The sequence below is a fragment of the Streptomyces sp. NPDC058257 genome, assembly GCF_042881845.1.
Classification (GTDB): domain Bacteria; phylum Actinomycetota; class Actinomycetes; order Streptomycetales; family Streptomycetaceae; genus Streptomyces.
This window is the reverse complement of the sequence record NZ_JBHVXJ010000018.1, coordinates 40,006-56,079: the sequence shown is the minus strand read 5'-3', so window position 1 is coordinate 56,079 and position 16,074 is coordinate 40,006. Positions and strand designations below refer to the sequence as shown.

Sequence of the window (16,074 nt, the reverse complement as noted above, 5' to 3'; positions counted from 1 at the left end):
TCTATCCGCTCCCTCTCAGAGGACAACAGGACACCCGCCATGGCGCGCACCTCTTCAAGTTCGACAGGCGGCCCGTCGGCTCCACGGAATCGGACGCCGCAGCCGCTGCCCCGGCGTCGACGTTCGTTCGGGGACTTCTTCAAGGCGTTCCTCGCCTTTGTCGCGCTGGCCGCGCTGGTCTTCGGCGTGCCTGGCGCCCTCGCGTACGCCGTGGGGTGGCCGCTTCCGGGCGGTGCGCCCTCCCTTGACTGGTTGCAGCAGGAGATCACGGTCGGGACGTTCATCAACGTACTGACTGTCGTCGTCTGGCTCGCCTGGGCCCAGTTCACCGCCTGTGTGCTGGTGGAGGTCAAGGCCGCGCTCTCGGGTGTCGGCATGCCGGGCCGCATTCCCGGCGCCGGCGGAAGTCAGCTCCTCGCCCGTCAACTCGTCGCCGCCCTCCTCCTGGTGGGCGCCACCGCCGCCAGCTTCGCGCCGGGGCTCTCGCAGTTCGGGCAGTCGCTGGAGGGGAACCAGAAGCCCGCCTCCGCCGCTTCCGCCCAGCAGACGCCCGGGGGTCTCTTCGGGCAGGAGCAGGCCGGGAGCGCCGCCGGCGCCGTCGCCGAGCAGGCCGAGCAGGCCGCCGCCCATGCCGGCGGCAGCAACGCCAAGGACGGGGACACCAAGTACTACCGGATCCAGCCGCCCGAAGGGCGTCACCACGATTCGATGTGGGAGATCGCCGAGCGGCACCTGGGAGACGGTCGCCGCTACAAGGAGATCTACCAGCTCAACAAGGACCGCGAGCAGCCCGACGGGTCCAAGCTCTCCGAGGCCAGCCTCATCCGGCCCGGCTGGATCATGGAAATGCCCGCGGACGCGCACGGCGGCGAGCTCGTCGAGATGCCCGACGAGGCGCCCAAGGTCTCGCAGGACGTGAAGGAGCAGATCTCCGACTACGCGAAGTCCGGGGGGCACGCCCAGGAGCAGGGGGGCGGGGCCAAGGAGCAGGGTGGCGGTCAGCGAGGTGGCGGATCCGTCGATCGCGACACCGCGCACATCAGCATTCCCGAGCAGCGGCCCTCCGAGGGTGCCGGGCATGGGCAGCAGGAAGCGCCCGTCGCCAGCGGTGGGAGCGAGTCGGAAGGGTTCTCCTTCGGGCTGCCGGAGGCCCTCATCGGCGCGCCCCTTCTCGCCGCCGGGCTCCTCGGCGCGCTCGGGCGCCGTCGGCGGCACGCGCTGTGGCAGTCCGCCATGGGCGCCGTCGGCGGACGCCGTGGCATGGAGCCGCCCACGCCGACCGGTGGCGCCGCCGATGCGCAGGACGCGCTGCTCGTCGGGGCCGACCCCGAGGGCGTACGGCTTCTCGATCTGTCGTTGCGGGGGCTCGCCGCCTCCCTCGCCGAGGAATCGCGCGCTCTGCCGACCGTCTACGCCGCCTGGCTCAGCAACGGCGATCTGCACCTCCAGCTCGCCCAGCCCGCCGGACGGCCGCCCGCTCCCTGGCAGTTGGGGCAGGACCAGACGTTCTGGATGCTGGCACGGACCGACGCCGAGCGGTACGAGGACATGGATACCGCCGCTCCCTATCCGGGGCTCGTGAGTCTGGGAACGCTCGACGACTCGCGGCTGCTCCTCAATCTCGAAGCCGTACCCGGTGTCGTCTCGCTGAGCGGGCGCGAGTCCGACCGTGCCGCCGTCTTCGCCTCCGTCGCCGCCGAGCTCGCCACCAACGGGTGGTCCGACCGCATGACCATCACCCTCGTCGGCTTCGGGCAGGACCTGACGCCGCTCGCGCCCAACCGGCTGCGGCACCTCGACGACATCGAGGCGCTGATCGAGACGATGGAGGCCGAGACGCGGCAGCGGCGCGGGGCGCTGGGGGCCGCCGGGCACGACTCAGTACTTACTGGTCGTACGGGGCCTGCCCAGCACACCCGCTGGGCGCCGCACCTGGTGCTGCTCGCCGCCGAGCCCACCGGGGAAGACGCCGTGAAGCTCGCCGAACTGGCCTCCGACGCGAGCCGGCTGGGCATCGGATACCTCGTCGGCACGGAGTCCGGGGATCTGCCGGGTGCCGCCTGGGAGATGGAGATCACCCCCGACGGCAAGCTGCTCGCCCCGCTGCTCGGGCTGGAGCTGGAGGCGCAGGCGCTGCCCGAGGCCCAGCAGAGGGCCGTCGTGGAGCTCTTCGTCGACGCCGATCCGGGCGAGGGCGAGGGCGAGGGACGCACCGGTTCAGGTCGCGGCGCCGCCACCCCGCCGTTCCTCGTCGACGTCACCGAGCAGGGGCGGCCCGCGGTGTACGCGCGCCTCGTCGGTACGTACGAGATCATCGGTCTCGACACTCCGGACGGCGAGCGCAGCCCGCTGATGCACGAGGCGCTCGCGCTGCTCCTGCTGCACCGCGAGGGTGTGCACCCGCGGGTGCTCTCCTCCGCGCTGTGGCCGCGCGGTGTCACCGAGGACGTACGCGACGCGCTCGTCGACCGGCTGCGGGACTGGCTCGGCACCGAGCCTGACGGCGAGGCCCGGCTGCGGGCCGACCGGAGCGGGCGGCTCACGCTCGCCAAGTCCGTCGTGTCCGACCTCGATGTCCTGCGGTCGCTCTACCACGAGGCGACCCAGGGCCGCGGGGCCAACAGCCGGGCCGTGCGGGGGCGGATGCTCACCGACGCCCTGGTGCTCGTACGCGGGCCGCTGCTCTCGGACCGGCCGCAGGGGCGGTACGCGTGGCTCACGCACGAGATCATCGACGCGCAGCTGCCGCTGCTCGTCGCCGACATCGGCCTCGCCCTGTCCGAGTTCCACCTGGAGAAGGGGCGCTCGGAGAAGGCCATCGAGGCGCTGAACGCCTCGCTGAATTCCGCGCCGGGGGACGAGCGGCTCTGGAACGAGCTGCTGCGGGCCACGCATGCGGTCGGTGATCCGGCGCGGCTTCAGCAGGTTGCGGCTGATCTCGTCTCCCGGAGTGGGGCCCGGGGCGTGCCGCCTCGGACCGAGGCCCTGCTGGACGAGCTGCTTCCTGCTTGGCGCAGTGGGCTTTCCGCTGTCGGGTAGTTCTGCCGCCGCGGGGGTGGGGGCGGTTTCCGGGCCGCCGCTTCGCGGCGGATCCCTCCCTCCCACCTGTCCGTATCCCCGCGTCTAGAGGGTGACCGTTGGACCCGTTCCTGTACGTCGTCGTCGGCGGCGCCCTCTGGGGCGCCATCGCCGGGCTCCTCGTGCCCCGTGCCGTGTACCGGCTGTCCGTGGCGCCCGACGAGGCGTGGCGGGACAGCTGCCCCGACGGGCATCCCGTCGGCGGCTGGGTCGGGCTTCCGCGGTGCGCGGAGGGGACCCACATCGGGCCGCGCACCCTCACCGTCTCCCTCGCCACCGCCCTCGTCTGCGCCGCCCTCGCCGCCGCGACAGGCCCGCGCCCCGAGCTCGCCGTCTGGCTGCTGCTCGCGCCCTTCGGCGTGCTGCTCGCCGTCGTGGACTTCGGTGTGCACCGGCTGCCCGACGTGCTCACCCTGCCGCTGGCCGTCGCCGCGCTCGTCCTCCTCGGGGGCGCCGCGCTGCTTCCCGAGCACGCCGGGTCCTTGGTGCACGCGCTGTACGGGGGGCTCGGGCTCGGCGGCGCGTACTTCGTGCTCTTCCTCATCAGCCCGAACGGCATGGGCTTCGGCGACGTGAAGCTGGCGCTGAGCCTGGGTGCCGTCCTCGGCTGGTACGGGTGGGGCGCGGTGCTGCTCGGCACCTTCGCCGGGTTCCTGCTCGCCGCCCTGTACGGGGGGTGGCTCGTCGTCGCCCGCCGCGCCGGGCGCAAGACGGCGATCCCGTTCGGGCCCTTCCTGATCGGCGGGGCGTTCCTCGGGCTGCTCGTCGGGGCGTACGCCGCCTGACGTCGGGCTCCGCAAACAGCTGGCGTACGCTGAATCAGTCCGTCCAGAACCCTTACGAAAGGGACGCCCCGGTGACCGAGAAGGCCGAACTTCAGTCCGTCCTCGACCGTGCCGCCGCAGGTGGGCGGATCAGCGAAGAAGAGGCGCTCGACCTCTACCGCGATGCCCCGCTGCACGCGCTCGGCGCCGCCGCGGACGCCATCCGCCGCCGCCGGTACGCCGGGACCGAGCACATCGCGACGTACATCATCGAGCGGAACATCAACTACACCAACGTGTGTGTGACGGCCTGCAAGTTCTGCGCCTTCTACGCCGCCCCGAAGGACACCAAGAAGGGCTGGACGCGCGACCTCGACGACATCCTGCGGCGCTGCGCCGAGACCGTCGAGCTCGGTGGCACGCAGGTGATGTTCCAGGGCGGGCACCACCCGGACTTCGGTGTCGAGTACTACGAAGAGCACTTCTCCGCGATCAAGAAGGCCTTCCCGCAGCTGGTCATCCACTCCCTCGGCGCCTCCGAGGTCGAGCACATGGCCCGCATCTCGAAGGTCTCCGCCGAAGAGGCGATCCAGCGGATCCACGCCGCCGGGCTCGACTCCTTCGCCGGTGCAGGCGCCGAGCTGCTCCCGGCCCGCCCGCGCAAGGCCATCGCCCCGCTCAAGGAGAGCGGCGAGCGCTGGCTCGAGATCATGGAGATCGCCCACAATCTCGGCGTCGAGTCGACGTCCACGATGCTCATGGGCACGGGCGAGACCAACGCCGAGCGCATCGAGCACCTGCGGATGATCCGCGATCTGCAGGACCGGACCGGTGGCTTCCGGGCCTTCATCCCGTACACGTACCAGCCCGAGAACAACCACCTCAAGGGCCGGACCCAGGCGACCATCTTCGAGTACATCCGCATGATCGCGATCTCGCGGATCTTCCTCGACAACGTGGCCCACATCCAGGGTTCCTGGCTGACCACCGGCAAGGAGGCCGGCCAGCTCACCCTGCACTACGGCGCGGACGACCTCGGCTCCGTGATGCTGGAGGAGAACGTCGTCTCCTCCGCCGGCGCCAAGCACCGCAACAACCTGCGCGACATGATCGACATGATCCGCACCGCGGACCGCGTCCCGGCTCAGCGCGCCACGACGTACGAGCACCTCGTCGTGCACGACGACCCGGCGAACGACCCGACCGACGACCGCGTCGCCTCGCACATCTCCTCCACGGCGATCGAGGGCGGCACGGCCCACCCCGAGCTCAAGCTCCTCGCCTCCAACTGAGGAGCTCAGGCCGCTGTGCTGACGATTCACGCCGCGCCGCTGGTCCTGCCGGTCGGCGCGGCGCCGGTTTCAGGGGGCGCGGTGCTCGTCGACGGGGACCGGATCGCCGCCGTCGGGCCGTACGAGGACGTCGTGGCGGAGCATCCGCGCGCACGCGTCCGGCAGTGGCCCGGCGTGATCACACCGGGACTCCGGCAGTGGCACGGCCGGTGGCTGCTCACCCGCGTCTACCACCCCGATCCGCGCGAGGCCGACGAGCTCGGCACCGAGCCGATCGCCGACTTCGCGTCCGACGACGACGCCCGCTGGGCGGGGAGTGTGCGGCGCGGTCTTCAGCGGATGCTGGCGCACGGCACGACGCATGTCGGCGGGGGGTTCCCGGATGGGGTGCGGCAGTCGGTGGTGCGGGCGGGGCTGCGTGAGGTGGCGGACGCGTGGCGGCTTGCGCCGCCGTTGACGGTGGGGCCTGGCCTCGACCCCTTTGTCGAAGGGGGCGACCTCGCGGGGACGGTTCACGGGCCGTTGGCCGTCGGCGGGCGTGCCGATCTCGCCGCCTTCGACGTGCCCGATGAGGCCGCGCTGGTCGAGCGGGGCGGGGTGACTTGCGTCGCTACGGTGCTCGGGGGGCGGTTGGTGTACCGGCGGCGGTAGGTGTCTCGTGTTTCGCCGAGGGCCCGGTGGGGGCCGGGCGCGCGGTTTCCCGCGCCCCTCAAGGGGCGCGTTTCAGCCCGACAGCGTCTTCGCGAAAGCCCCCGCCTTCTGCTCCACCCCGCTGCACGAATTCCGGGCCTTGGCCGTCGACGTGCCGTCCGCGCACTGCTTGTCGCGGGACGACGCCCACGCCGAGAGCCAGGCGAGGCCCTTCTGCTCGCCGTACGCCCGTAGCCGAGCCGCGTCCGCGAGCGTGAACGTCTCGCCCTTCACGTCGTTCACGCCGATCATCGCGGTGACGGCGAGCCCCTGCCAGGCGTTCCTGTCCGAGAGGCGGAAGGCCTTCTTGATCTGGGCGTGCGCCTTGGTGGCCGACGTGATCGCGTAGTCGCCCATGTCGCCGGTGTAGGACGTGCCGTAGTTCATCGCCATGATGTTCACGGTCGAGACCCGCGCGTCGTGGTCGTTGGCGGAGTCGAGCAGCGCCACGCTGTCGGCGGTCAGGCCCGACGGCATCGCCGGGAGCGTGAACGTGGCCTTGAGGCCACGCTCCTTCTGCAGCAGCGCGATCGCGTCGGAGCGGCGGGCGACGGACGCGGAATCCGTGAGCGCGTCGCCCTCCATGTCGAAGTCGGCCTCGGTCGCGCCGGTGGCGTCGAGGACCTTGGCGTAGGCGGCGGCGAGTCGGGACGCGCTGTCGCAGGTGAGCGCCAGTTCCTTGCCCGCCGCGCCGCCGAAGGAGACGCGGACGGCGCCGCCGGTCTTCTTCAGCTTCGCGATCCGGGATGCCACCGCTTCGCTGTCGATGTCCGTGGTCCCGCCCCACACCGGCGTGCAGTCGCTGCCGTCCGCGACGACGAAGGCCAGGTTGTACGTCGAAGGGGCGCCCGAGCTGTCCGTGTCCCCGGCGGTCGTGGCGCTGACGTAGGGGGCGTACGCCGTGGTGGTCTCCGGCGTCCCGGAGGGGGACGACGTGCTCGACGAGGGCGGGGCCGCGTCCGATGTGCCGTCGGCCGTGTCGTCGGCCGTGTCATCGGACGTGCCGTCGCCCGCCGAGCACCCGGTGCACAGCAGCGCGACCAGACACACGAGGCCGGCGGTCGGTTTCAGCGAGCGCCGGGTATCGCGCACGCTTCGTGTCTTCCGCACGCCTCGTATGTTCCGCACGTTCACTCGCTCACTTGCTCGGGAAAGGGCTGACCTTTGCAACGTACGCGGAACGAGCTGTGCGGACGAATGCTCGGCAACTCTCCCAGCCCGATCACATGTTGACCCGGTTGACCCGGTTGACCCGGTTGGCCCGGTTGGCCCTGTTGACCGGTTGACCCGGATTCCCCGATTCTCATGCTCCCCGGGGTGAGGACGTCGCGGCGCGGCGCGGGCCCCGGCTGCTGCCGTGAGCCGCCTCCTCGTGTGGCTGTCCGTACTGCCACAATGGTCCGGTGACCCGCGCATCTCTGGACAAGCAGCCGCACGAAGTCGCCTCGATGTTCGACGACGTGGCGGAACGGTACGACATCACGAACGACGTGATGTCCCTCGGGCAGGCCCGGCTGTGGCGCAAGGCGGTCGCCAAGGCCGTCGACGCGCGGCCCGCGCAGAAGGTCCTCGACCTCGCCGCCGGGACCGCCACCTCGTCGCAGCCCTTCGCGCAGGCCGGCGCGTACGTCGTGCCCTGCGATTTCTCGCTCGGCATGCTGCAGGTCGGCAAGGCACGTCACCCCTGGATGCCGTTCACGGCCGGGGACGCGACGAAGCTGCCGTTCAAGGACGACACGTTCGACGCCGTCACGATCTCCTTCGGGCTGCGCAACGTCCAGGAGACGGACGAGGCGCTGCGGGAGATGTACCGCGTGACGAAGCCCGGCGGCCGGGTCGTCATCTGCGAGTTCTCGCACGCGACGTGGGCGCCGTTCCGCACGGTCTACGAGGAGTACCTGATGCGGGCGCTGCCGCCGGTGGCGCGCACGGTCTCCTCCAACCCCGACGCGTACGTCTATCTCGCGGAGTCCATCCGCTCCTGGCCGGACCAGCCGACGCTGGCCGCGCTGTTGCAGGACGCGGGCTGGTCGAAGGTGGCGTGGCGGAATCTGACGGGTGGGGTCGTGGCGCTGCACCGGGGATTTAAGGCGTAGACCTGCCGCGGGACGCCCGAAGCGGAAACGCGCGAAATATTCCGCTGTGAACCGAGTTGACGGGAACCAGCCGCAGGGCAAGATGTGTCCGTTGTGATACGACTCCGCCGACGCGACGGCGTCGATGCGAGACCGCTCTTTCGCATCAGCCGCTGCTGCGTCGCTCGGCATGGGTCGGTCTTTCTGGTCATCTCCCCAATGACGGAGCGTCCCTATGGCGTCGAACTGTCCTCACTGCGGGGCATCCACCCCTGAAGAGGCCCGCTTCTGCATGAAGTGCGGGCGAGAGCGCCCGCGTGGCACGTCCGTGGATGCGGGGCTCGCGGATCTGCCCGCGGCGGAGATCGGCGCTCCGACCGCTGTGGGGGACACCGGTGAGCAGAATGCCGCTGCGGCCGAACCCGATCCGGACGCGCCCGTCAGCGAGACGCCCGCCGGGCCCGGGTTCACCGCAACTTCCCTCCCCGCGCCCGCACTTCCGGCTGCCGCCCCCGTATCCCCGCCTCCGCCCCCACCCCCGCCCGCATACGTTCCCGGGCCACCCTCCGCACCTTCGCCCCTCGGCGCCTTCCTCGGGCGGGCGTTTCGGGGCGACTGGGCCGGGGCCGCTCAAGCCGCGCTGTGGCCCGTGGGGTTGGTGCTCGTCGCGGCGGTCGCGATCGCCATTCCCTCCTACGGGCAGGGCGAGGGGGGCGGTGGCGGTGACGTCGTCGTCGGGTTCGGCGATCGGATGCGGATCGCTCTCGCGACTCTGCTCCAGGCCGTGGGCGGCGGCTTCGAGGTCTCCGGGAGCGAGCGGCGGCAGTCGGCGTCGGTCTTCGGCGGTGACAGCTCCGACGTGAGCACCGCCTTCGACGGCAGCGCCGTGCTGCACCTCATTCCGCTCACCGTCACCGCGCTGTGGATCGGGGCCCTCTTCATCGGCGTACACATCCTGCGCAACCGTCTTCTCGTACGCGCCGAAGGCCAGGGCGGGGGCACTGCGGGGCTCGAAGCGGCCGTGCGCGTCACCCTGTTGGTGACCACGGGCACCCTCGTGCTCAGCCTCTTCGCGCAGCCCGAGATCGATGGCGTCGGGCTCTCCTCGTCGCCCGTGCTCGCCGCGCTCGGTGCGTTCGTACTCGCACTCGCCGTCTCCGGTGGCGTACTGCACCGCCACGACCTGGCCCACTGGCTGGCCCAACGGCCGGTGTGGCAGGCGACGTTCCGTGCCACCGGCACGGCGCTGCGCGCGCTCGCCGTCGTCCTTGTGCTCTGCTCGGTCGTCGCGTTCGTCAGCCTCACTCAGATCGACGACCTCGAACGCGCCGCCGACCTCGACGGCGCCGATGTGTCCCCGCTGGTCATCGCCCTTCTGCTGCTGCCGAACCTGGGCGTCGCCGCCCTCGGTCTCGGGTGGGGCGCGCCGCTCGACGCTTCGGTGCAGGGGAGCAGTTCGTCGTACGGGGGCGGCCACGAGAGCGAGTCCTTCGGGCTCTCCGAGCTGGGGGACGTCACCAACGCGTGGGCGATCGTGGGGGCGTTGACACTCGGGCTCGTCTGCGCGCTGGTCATCGGCGTCCTCGCCGCCCGCCGTTCCGCGCACCGTGGTGAGCAACTGCTCGCCGCCGGTGTCTTCTTCGGGCTCTTCCTGCTTCTCGCCGGGCTCGGCGGGGTCGGTGTCGACGCCACCGGAAGCGCCTCGGCGCAGTTCGGAGGAGGCAGTTCGGGCGGCTCGGGCAACGGCACCTTCGAGGCGGGCGTGAGTGTGCCGGACGTGCTGCTCTTCGGGCTGCTCTGGGTCGTCGTCGCGGTGCTCATCGCGCCGTTCCTGCTGCGGGTGGCGGGGCAGCGGGCGGGGCTCGTCGCGGGGCCGGTTCCCTGGGGCCCGCCGATGCCGGGCGGTCCCGTGGGCGCGGCACCCGAGGCCGCGGCCCCCGTGGGCGCCGTAGGACCCGTCACGACAGACGCTCCGGCGAACCCGGTTGCCCCCGCACCTCAGGGCGTCCACGACCTGCCCACGTACGACCAGCCCACGTATGTCCCGACCGGAGCCCCCTCCTTCGCCTACGCCCCGCATTCCTTCCAGCAGCCCCCCACCGCCCCACCCCGGCCCCGCCCCACCGCCCTCTGGGTCGGCACGCTCGTCGGCGCCTTCATCATCGGCAGCGGTATCGCGGCCGGTGTCCTGCTCTGGCAGAACAACGACGACGGCAAGGCGGACAGGGCCGGAGGCAAGGACGACAAGCCCGCCATCAGCCGGACCGAGGACCAGACCGAGCCGCCGGCACCGAACGCCTCGCCCACCGCGTCGCCCACGTTCACACCCACGGCGGAGCCGAGCGCGAGCCGGGACACCGTGGACGACACCCCCCAAGTGCCCGCGGGCTCCGACCTGGTGTCCGACGTGAGCGGCTTCGAGTTCGCCGTGCCGGACGGCTGGACCCGGCAGGGCGAGGAGCGTCCCGGACAGATCGTGTACGCGGGTTCGACCGGCCTGGAGGAGTTCCTGGTCGGCGTGGTGCCGTACGCGCCGTACACCTCGTACGAGAACTTCACGACCATCGAGAAGGACGCCAAGAAGGACCCGAAGAAGTCGGACTACCAGCGGATCCGCCTGGAGCCGAACACCTTCGAGGGACGCAGTGGCGCGATCTGGGAGTACACCTTCACCGACACCGCGGGCCGCCAGATCCACGCCCTCGACCAGAGTTACGTCGCTGACAACGGCACCGAGTACGCCATCCAGCTCTCCTGGCGCGCGGACGTCTGGCCCACGAGCGAGGGCGCGAAGGTCCACCGGATCGCGCTGGAGAACTGGCGGCTCAACGGCTGAGTACCGGCGCGTTCACCAGACGGCGCCGACCTCGGGCCCCGGCTCGTCGAGCTCGCGGCGCAGGCCGCCGTCCGGCGGCCCGGGGCGGCGCGGTTCGCGCACCCCCGCGCCGCCGTCGCCCTCGGCGGGGCCGAGGTCGAACCAGACGGTGACGACGGCATCGCGCGGGATCCACACGCCGGGGAGGGGGTACTGCCGGACCACGTACTCGACGACGACCAGGTGGAACTCGGGGCGGTCCGGCGCCGCGAGCAGCACGCCGTGCTGCACCGCCGACTCGCGCGCGTCCACGGCCATGAGACCCGTCAACCGCGGCACGCGCACGTCGCCCGCCGCGTCCGTCCTGGGCGCCTTCGGCACAGATGTCACCCCCCCCCAGCGGTACCGGAAGGGTAGACCCGCCGGGCGTCGGCAGGAAGCGGTCCGTCACCCCCGCCGAAGCTCTGCCGAAGGCCCGTGCGTCCGTGCGTCCGTTCGCCCGTTACAGCGCGAGCCGGAAGCCGTGCACCTCCCGGTTCGACACCGGCGACGTGTAGGTCTCGGCCTGTGCCATGCCGAGCCGCCGCGTCACCGCCGCCGACCGTTCGTTGCCGGCGTCGACCACGGCCACCACGTCCCGTACGCCCGCCGCGCGTACCCGTTCCACGGCCGCCAGCGCGGCGGCCGTCGCGTACCCCTTCCCCCAGGCGGCGCGGCCGAGCCGCCAGCCGATCTCGATCTCTCCCGTGGGTCCCCAGTCGCGCGGCCAGGGCTGTGCTCCGGCGAAGCCGATCGGTTCACCGTCCGCGTCGAGCAACGTCCAGAGGCAGTAGCCGAGTTCGGCGTCGTGTCTGCGCTGCCGGGCGGTCAGCTCCTCGTACATGGAGAGTTCGGCGGACCGGCCGCCCAGGAACCTCATGACGTCCGGGTCGTCGAAGAGGCGGTGCCAGACCAGAGCGTCCTCGTGGGTCGGGACGCGCAGCTGTACGGCGGGCAGGGGCCTGGTCGGCGGTGTCTGCTCTGTCGCTTGCTCTGTCGCCTGCTTTGTCACGGGTGGCCCTTCGGCTGGCTGATCAGTACCGCTGCATAGACTGCCCATAACCCGTGCCCGTCGGCACACAGATTTCGAGCTTTGGGGAGAACCCGCCGTGACCGAGCCCCAGCCCCTCACCGAACACACCGCTGATGTGATCGTCGTCGGGGCCGGGCCAGCCGGTTCCACGACCGCCTATTACCTGGCGAAGGCCGGACTCGACGTACTCCTTCTGGAGAAGACCGCGTTCCCGAGGGAGAAGGTCTGTGGCGACGGTCTGACGCCGCGCGCCACCAAACAGCTGGTGTCCATGGGGATCGACATCTCCGAGGAGGCGGGCTGGCTGCGGAACAAGGGCCTGCGCATCATCGGGGGCGGCGTACGGCTCCAGCTCGATTGGCCGGATCTCGCCGCCTACCCGAACTACGGCCTGGTCCGTAAGCGCGACGACTTCGACGAGCAGCTCGCGCGCCAGGCGCAGAAGGCGGGCGCCCGCGTGTACGAGCGCTGCAATGTCGGCGCCCCGATCATCGACGACCGCACGGGCCGTATCACCGGCGTGCACGCCAAGATGGGCGAGGAGAAGACCCCGGTCACCTTCCACGCGCCCCTTGTGGTCGCCGCCGACGGCAACTCGACGCGGCTCTCCCTCGCGATGGGGCTGCACCGCCGCGAGGACCGCCCGATGGGCGTCGCCGTCCGTACGTACTTCACGTCGCCGCGCCACGACGACGACTACCTGGAGTCCTGGCTCGAGCTGTGGGACCGCCGCGGCGCCCAGGACCGGCTCCTTCCCGGCTACGGCTGGATCTTCGGCATGGGTGACGGCACGTCGAACGTCGGGCTCGGCATCCTCGACTCCTCCGCCGCCTACAAGGAGCTCGACTGGCGCGAGGTGTTGAAGGCCTGGTGCGCCTCGATGCCGGAGGACTGGGGCTACACCCCGGACAACATGACGATGCCGATCCGCGGCGCGGCCCTGCCGATGGCCTTCAACCGCCAGCCGCACTACACCAAGGGCCTGCTCCTGGTCGGCGACGCGGGCGGCATGGTGAACCCCTTCAACGGCGAGGGCATCGCGTACGCCATGGAGTCCGGGCAGATCGCCGCGGACGTCATCGTCCAGGCGCACGCCCGCTCGACACCCGGCCAGCGCGAATTGGCGCTGCACAACTACCCGAAGATCCTCAAGGACACGTACGGCGGCTACTACACGCTGGGCCGTGCCTTCGTGAAGCTCATCGGCAACCCGAAGGTCATGAAGATGGCCACGCAGCGCGGCCTGACCCACCCGATGCTGATGCGCTTCACACTGAAGATGCTGGCCAACCTCACCGACCCGACGGGCGGCGACGCGATGGACCGCATCATCAACGGGCTGAGCAAGGTGGCGCCGAAGGCGTGAGCCCGGTGACCCGGTAGCCCGCGGCCCGGTTCGGCTCCCGGAAAACTTCGGCTCTCAGAAAACAGGGCGTATCCGATTTGCCCTCACGGGGTGGACGGCAGGACGCTGGTCGCATGATCTTCATCGCCGTCAAGTTCACCGTCCGCCCCGAGTACAGCGACAGCTGGCTGGAGCGCACCGCCGAGTTCACCCGTGCCACGCGCGCGGAGGAAGGCAACCTCTTCTACGACTGGTCCCGCAGCGTGGACGACCCGAACCAGTTCGTCCTCCTGGAGGGCTTCGCCTCGCAGGAGGCGGGCGCCGCGCACGTCGGCTCCGACCACTTCAAGGCCGGCATGGAGACGATGTCCGAGGCGATCGCTTCGACCCCGGAAATCATCCACACCGAGATTCCGGGCAGCAGCTGGTCCGAGATGGGTGAGCTCTCGCCGAAGGGCTGAGGCGCAGGAAGGGCTGAGGCGCACACAGAAGGGCCGGGAACCCCACTGGGGGTTCCCGGCCCTTCTACGTGGCTGTGAGGAGCCTCAGAGGACGCGCACGGCACCGTCGGCGGGGTAGCCCGACAGGTCCTGGACGACAACGCCCTTGCCGGGGTTGGCGGCGTCGAGGTACTGACCGTTACCGATGTACACACCCACGTGGTACGCGGAGCCCGCGCCACCCCAGTAAAGGATGTCGCCCACCTGGACGTTGGAGAGCGAGACCGGCGTACCGGCGACCGACTGGTCCTGCGAGACGCGCGGGAGGTCCACGCCCGCCTGCTTGAACGCGGCCTGGACGAGGCTGGAGCAGTCCCAGGCGTTGGGTCCTGAGGCACCCATGACGTACGCGTCACCGAGCTGGGCCTTGAGGAAGCTGATGACCGAACCGACGTTGCCGCTGGCCGGCGGCACATCGGCGTCGGCGCTCGACCCGGAGCTCGACGCGCTGAGCGTCGTGCGCTCGGTGGAACGCGAGGCGCGCTCCTCCTCCGCCTTCTTCTTGGCGGCGGCCTCGGCCTTCGCCTTGGCCTCCGCCTTCTTCTTGGCGGTGGCCTGGTCTTCCTTGGCCTGCTTGGCGGCCTTCACGGCGGCCGCGTCCTGCTCGGCGCGGAGCTCGTAGCTGTCGGCGGTCTGCTGGGTGGCATCCGCGGACTGCGCGATCTGCGTGGAGAGGTCCGTGGTGAGCGTCGGCATTTCGATGGTCTCGGTCACCGGCTCGGCTGCGGTCGCCGTGCCAGCTGCCGCGGCCACTGCCAGGGTGCTGAGGACGCCACCGGCAACTCCGGCGCGCAGGGCCATCTTCGAGGCGCTACGACGGGGCTTCCGGTGGCTGGGTATGTGAGCGGTGTGGGACATGAGAACAACCGCTATCAGGGAGTCAGGGTTCCCATCAAGAAACGTGGGCTGCGCCACAGTTACCTCTGGCGGCCTTGAATCCCGGGCGTGTCACTTCTTATTGACGCCGTAACGGGCAATGCGGACAGCGGTGATCACGCCTGTGATCATGGGCTTTCTGCGATACGTCCGAATTGCCCGTGGACTACCACCGGTTGAGTCGGTTGGCCAAGCCCGGTTTATTCGCCGCGGGGTGCCGTGTGGCGCAGGTCACAGGTGTGGCCCTAGGGGATCTCCCTGAGATCCGGCCGAGACCTTTCTGAGATATCCCGAAGAATTCAGGGGTGTTGCCGGTGTGGGGGACCGGTGACGGATCGACGCCGAATCGACGACGGAACGGCGGTCGGCCGGTGCCGGGGCGGTGTGGGGCCGGTGTCGATCCTCTCTTGTGGTGACATCTCTTCGCCCCTTGCTGGTCTTCGTCCCTTGTTGGTCTTCGTCCCTTGTTGGTCTTCGTCCCTTGCTGGCGGCTCGCGTGTGTGGCGGCTCTCGTGACGACTTCACTCCACCGCGCACCCTGGTCGTGCGTCATCGCGTCGTCCGCGTACCCCGGTCGTGCGTCGCCGCGTCGTCCGCGTACCCCGGTCGTGCGTCGTTCGCGTACCCGAGTGCGTGCCGACCATGCGGCCCTCGCGTATCACCGCCGCCCGCGCATCGCGCGCGTACGGACCTCACGCCGACCCTGCACCGCCCCCGCACCGCCCCCGCGTCGGACCTGTACCGGATCCGCGCCGCCCTCGCGGCGACCCCTCTGCGCCCGCTCGTGAATCTGTGCACGCGTGCCCGGCCGTCCACTTACGTCCACACCGCTCCCGCCAAAGTGTGAACGCGCCGCCACTATCAAGCCGCCGTGTCCAGCGCCAATTTGCTTGTTACGGCCATGGCTTGATAGGGCGACCCCCTCCCGACCAGGGGTAACTCGATGAGATGTCACCTCTGGTGATCACTCAGGCGCTTCGCGTATGAAGATCACCGCTCATCCGACTTCATGATCCTTCGTCAGGTGGTGGAGATCACAAAGCCGTTGTCGCACCCCGTGTCGCAGATCACAGACCGGCGGGCATAAGATGCGGGGCAGTTGGGCTTGTGACCTGCTTCACATGTGCGCGATCTTCGTGGGGGCGGGGCGCGGTCCAATGCAACCGCCAACAGTCAGTGCCGACTGAGAGGAGCGAGGAGCGTGAATGCCTATGCGCCCATCCTCGTGCTGGGAGCCCTCGGGGCAGGCTTTGCGATCTTCTCCGTGGTCATGGCCACGCTTATCGGTCCAAAGCGGTACAACCGAGCCAAGCTAGAGGCGTATGAGTGCGGTATCGAGCCGACGCCGACTCCGGCCGGCGGCGGGCGATTCCCGATCAAGTACTACCTGACGGCGATGCTCTTCATCGTCTTCGACATCGAGATCGTCTTCCTTTACCCCTGGGCCGTCACCTTCGACGCGCTGGGGATTTTCGGGCTCGTGGAGATGCTGCTCTTCGTGCTCACCGTCTTCGTCGCCTACGCGTACGTATGGCGGCGTGGCGGCCTGGAATGGGACTAAGGGTCT

Annotated in this window: 13 protein-coding genes; 9 read left to right on the top strand and 4 right to left on the bottom strand. The window is 70.5% G+C overall.

Features of this window, described 5'->3' with window-relative positions:
* The first annotated feature begins 39 nt into the window (after positions 1-39).
* The 4 genes from ACFVXC_RS32235 (at position 40) to ACFVXC_RS32220 (ending at position 5,785) form a co-directional block, all read left to right on the top strand.
* Positions 40-3,039, top strand: coding sequence for a BTAD domain-containing putative transcriptional regulator (locus ACFVXC_RS32235; protein WP_389912481.1), 3,000 nt, complete (start codon positions 40-42; stop codon positions 3,037-3,039).
* Positions 3,040-3,137: 98 nt separating this feature from the next.
* Entirely contained in the window at positions 3,138-3,863 is a 726-nt protein-coding gene (locus tag ACFVXC_RS32230) for a prepilin peptidase (protein ID WP_389912478.1), read from the top strand.
* A 71-nt stretch (positions 3,864-3,934) separates the two neighbouring features.
* Positions 3,935-5,134 carry a cyclic dehypoxanthinyl futalosine synthase gene (mqnC, locus tag ACFVXC_RS32225; protein WP_389912475.1) on the top strand — a complete coding sequence of 400 codons (1,200 nt, stop codon included), beginning with the start codon at positions 3,935-3,937 and terminating at the stop codon, positions 5,132-5,134.
* A 15-nt stretch (positions 5,135-5,149) separates the two neighbouring features.
* Positions 5,150-5,785, top strand: a complete 636-nt coding sequence (locus tag ACFVXC_RS32220) for a hypothetical protein (RefSeq protein WP_389912472.1) — start codon at positions 5,150-5,152, stop codon at positions 5,783-5,785.
* 72 nt (positions 5,786-5,857) lie between these two features.
* Here ACFVXC_RS32220 and ACFVXC_RS32215 read toward each other — a convergent pair whose 3' ends face one another.
* Complete coding sequence (locus ACFVXC_RS32215) at positions 5,858-6,934, bottom strand: chitinase (RefSeq protein WP_389912469.1); 1,077 nt, start codon at positions 6,932-6,934, stop codon at positions 5,858-5,860.
* A 293-nt stretch (positions 6,935-7,227) separates the two neighbouring features.
* On the opposite strand from ACFVXC_RS32215, the gene ACFVXC_RS32210 reads away from it, so the two are divergent.
* Positions 7,228-7,920: a demethylmenaquinone methyltransferase gene (locus tag ACFVXC_RS32210; protein WP_389912466.1), complete on the top strand. Its 693-nt coding sequence runs from the start codon at positions 7,228-7,230 to the stop codon at positions 7,918-7,920.
* Between the two features lie 214 nt (positions 7,921-8,134).
* Entirely contained in the window at positions 8,135-10,735 is a 2,601-nt protein-coding gene (locus ACFVXC_RS32205) for a zinc ribbon domain-containing protein (protein WP_389912463.1), read from the top strand.
* A 12-nt stretch (positions 10,736-10,747) separates the two neighbouring features.
* On the opposite strand, the gene ACFVXC_RS32200 is transcribed toward ACFVXC_RS32205, so the two are convergent.
* Both ACFVXC_RS32200 and ACFVXC_RS32195 read right to left on the bottom strand, forming a co-directional pair.
* Positions 10,748-11,104, bottom strand: coding sequence for a PASTA domain-containing protein (locus ACFVXC_RS32200; protein ID WP_389912460.1), 357 nt, complete (start codon positions 11,102-11,104; stop codon positions 10,748-10,750).
* A gap of 112 nt (positions 11,105-11,216) precedes the next feature.
* Positions 11,217-11,765 carry a GNAT family N-acetyltransferase gene (locus tag ACFVXC_RS32195; RefSeq protein ID WP_389912458.1) on the bottom strand — a complete coding sequence of 183 codons (549 nt, stop codon included), beginning with the start codon at positions 11,763-11,765 and terminating at the stop codon, positions 11,217-11,219.
* Between the two features lie 97 nt (positions 11,766-11,862).
* On the opposite strand from ACFVXC_RS32195, the gene ACFVXC_RS32190 reads away from it, so the two are divergent.
* Together ACFVXC_RS32190 and ACFVXC_RS32185 are read left to right on the top strand one after the other, a co-directional pair.
* Positions 11,863-13,152, top strand: a complete 1,290-nt coding sequence (locus ACFVXC_RS32190; protein WP_389912455.1) for a geranylgeranyl reductase family protein — start codon at positions 11,863-11,865, stop codon at positions 13,150-13,152.
* Positions 13,153-13,265: 113 nt separating this feature from the next.
* A complete protein-coding gene (locus ACFVXC_RS32185) occupies positions 13,266-13,592 on the top strand; it encodes a putative quinol monooxygenase (RefSeq protein WP_383273545.1) in 327 nt (108 codons plus the stop codon).
* A gap of 84 nt (positions 13,593-13,676) precedes the next feature.
* On the opposite strand, the gene ACFVXC_RS32180 is transcribed toward ACFVXC_RS32185, so the two are convergent.
* Positions 13,677-14,489, bottom strand: a complete 813-nt coding sequence (locus ACFVXC_RS32180; RefSeq protein WP_389912452.1) for a C40 family peptidase — start codon at positions 14,487-14,489, stop codon at positions 13,677-13,679.
* 1,219 nt (positions 14,490-15,708) lie between these two features.
* Between ACFVXC_RS32180 and ACFVXC_RS32175 the strand changes: the two genes are divergently transcribed.
* Positions 15,709-16,068 (top strand): NADH-quinone oxidoreductase subunit A, encoded by a 360-nt coding sequence (locus tag ACFVXC_RS32175; protein WP_003992243.1) that lies wholly within the window; start codon positions 15,709-15,711, stop codon positions 16,066-16,068.
* Positions 16,069-16,074: the final 6 nt, after the last annotated feature.

Excerpts from the sequence above, each read along its gene's own strand:
- ACFVXC_RS32185 (WP_383273545.1), top strand. The coding sequence starts at position 13,266 with ATGATCTTCATCGCCGTCAAGTTCACCGTCCGCCCCGAGTACAGCGAC.
- ACFVXC_RS32205 (WP_389912463.1), top strand. The coding sequence starts at position 8,135 with ATGGCGTCGAACTGTCCTCACTGCGGGGCATCCACCCCTGAAGAGGCC.
- ACFVXC_RS32180 (WP_389912452.1), bottom strand. The coding sequence starts at position 14,489 with ATGTCCCACACCGCTCACATACCCAGCCACCGGAAGCCCCGTCGTAGC.
- ACFVXC_RS32235 (WP_389912481.1), top strand. The coding sequence starts at position 40 with ATGGCGCGCACCTCTTCAAGTTCGACAGGCGGCCCGTCGGCTCCACGG.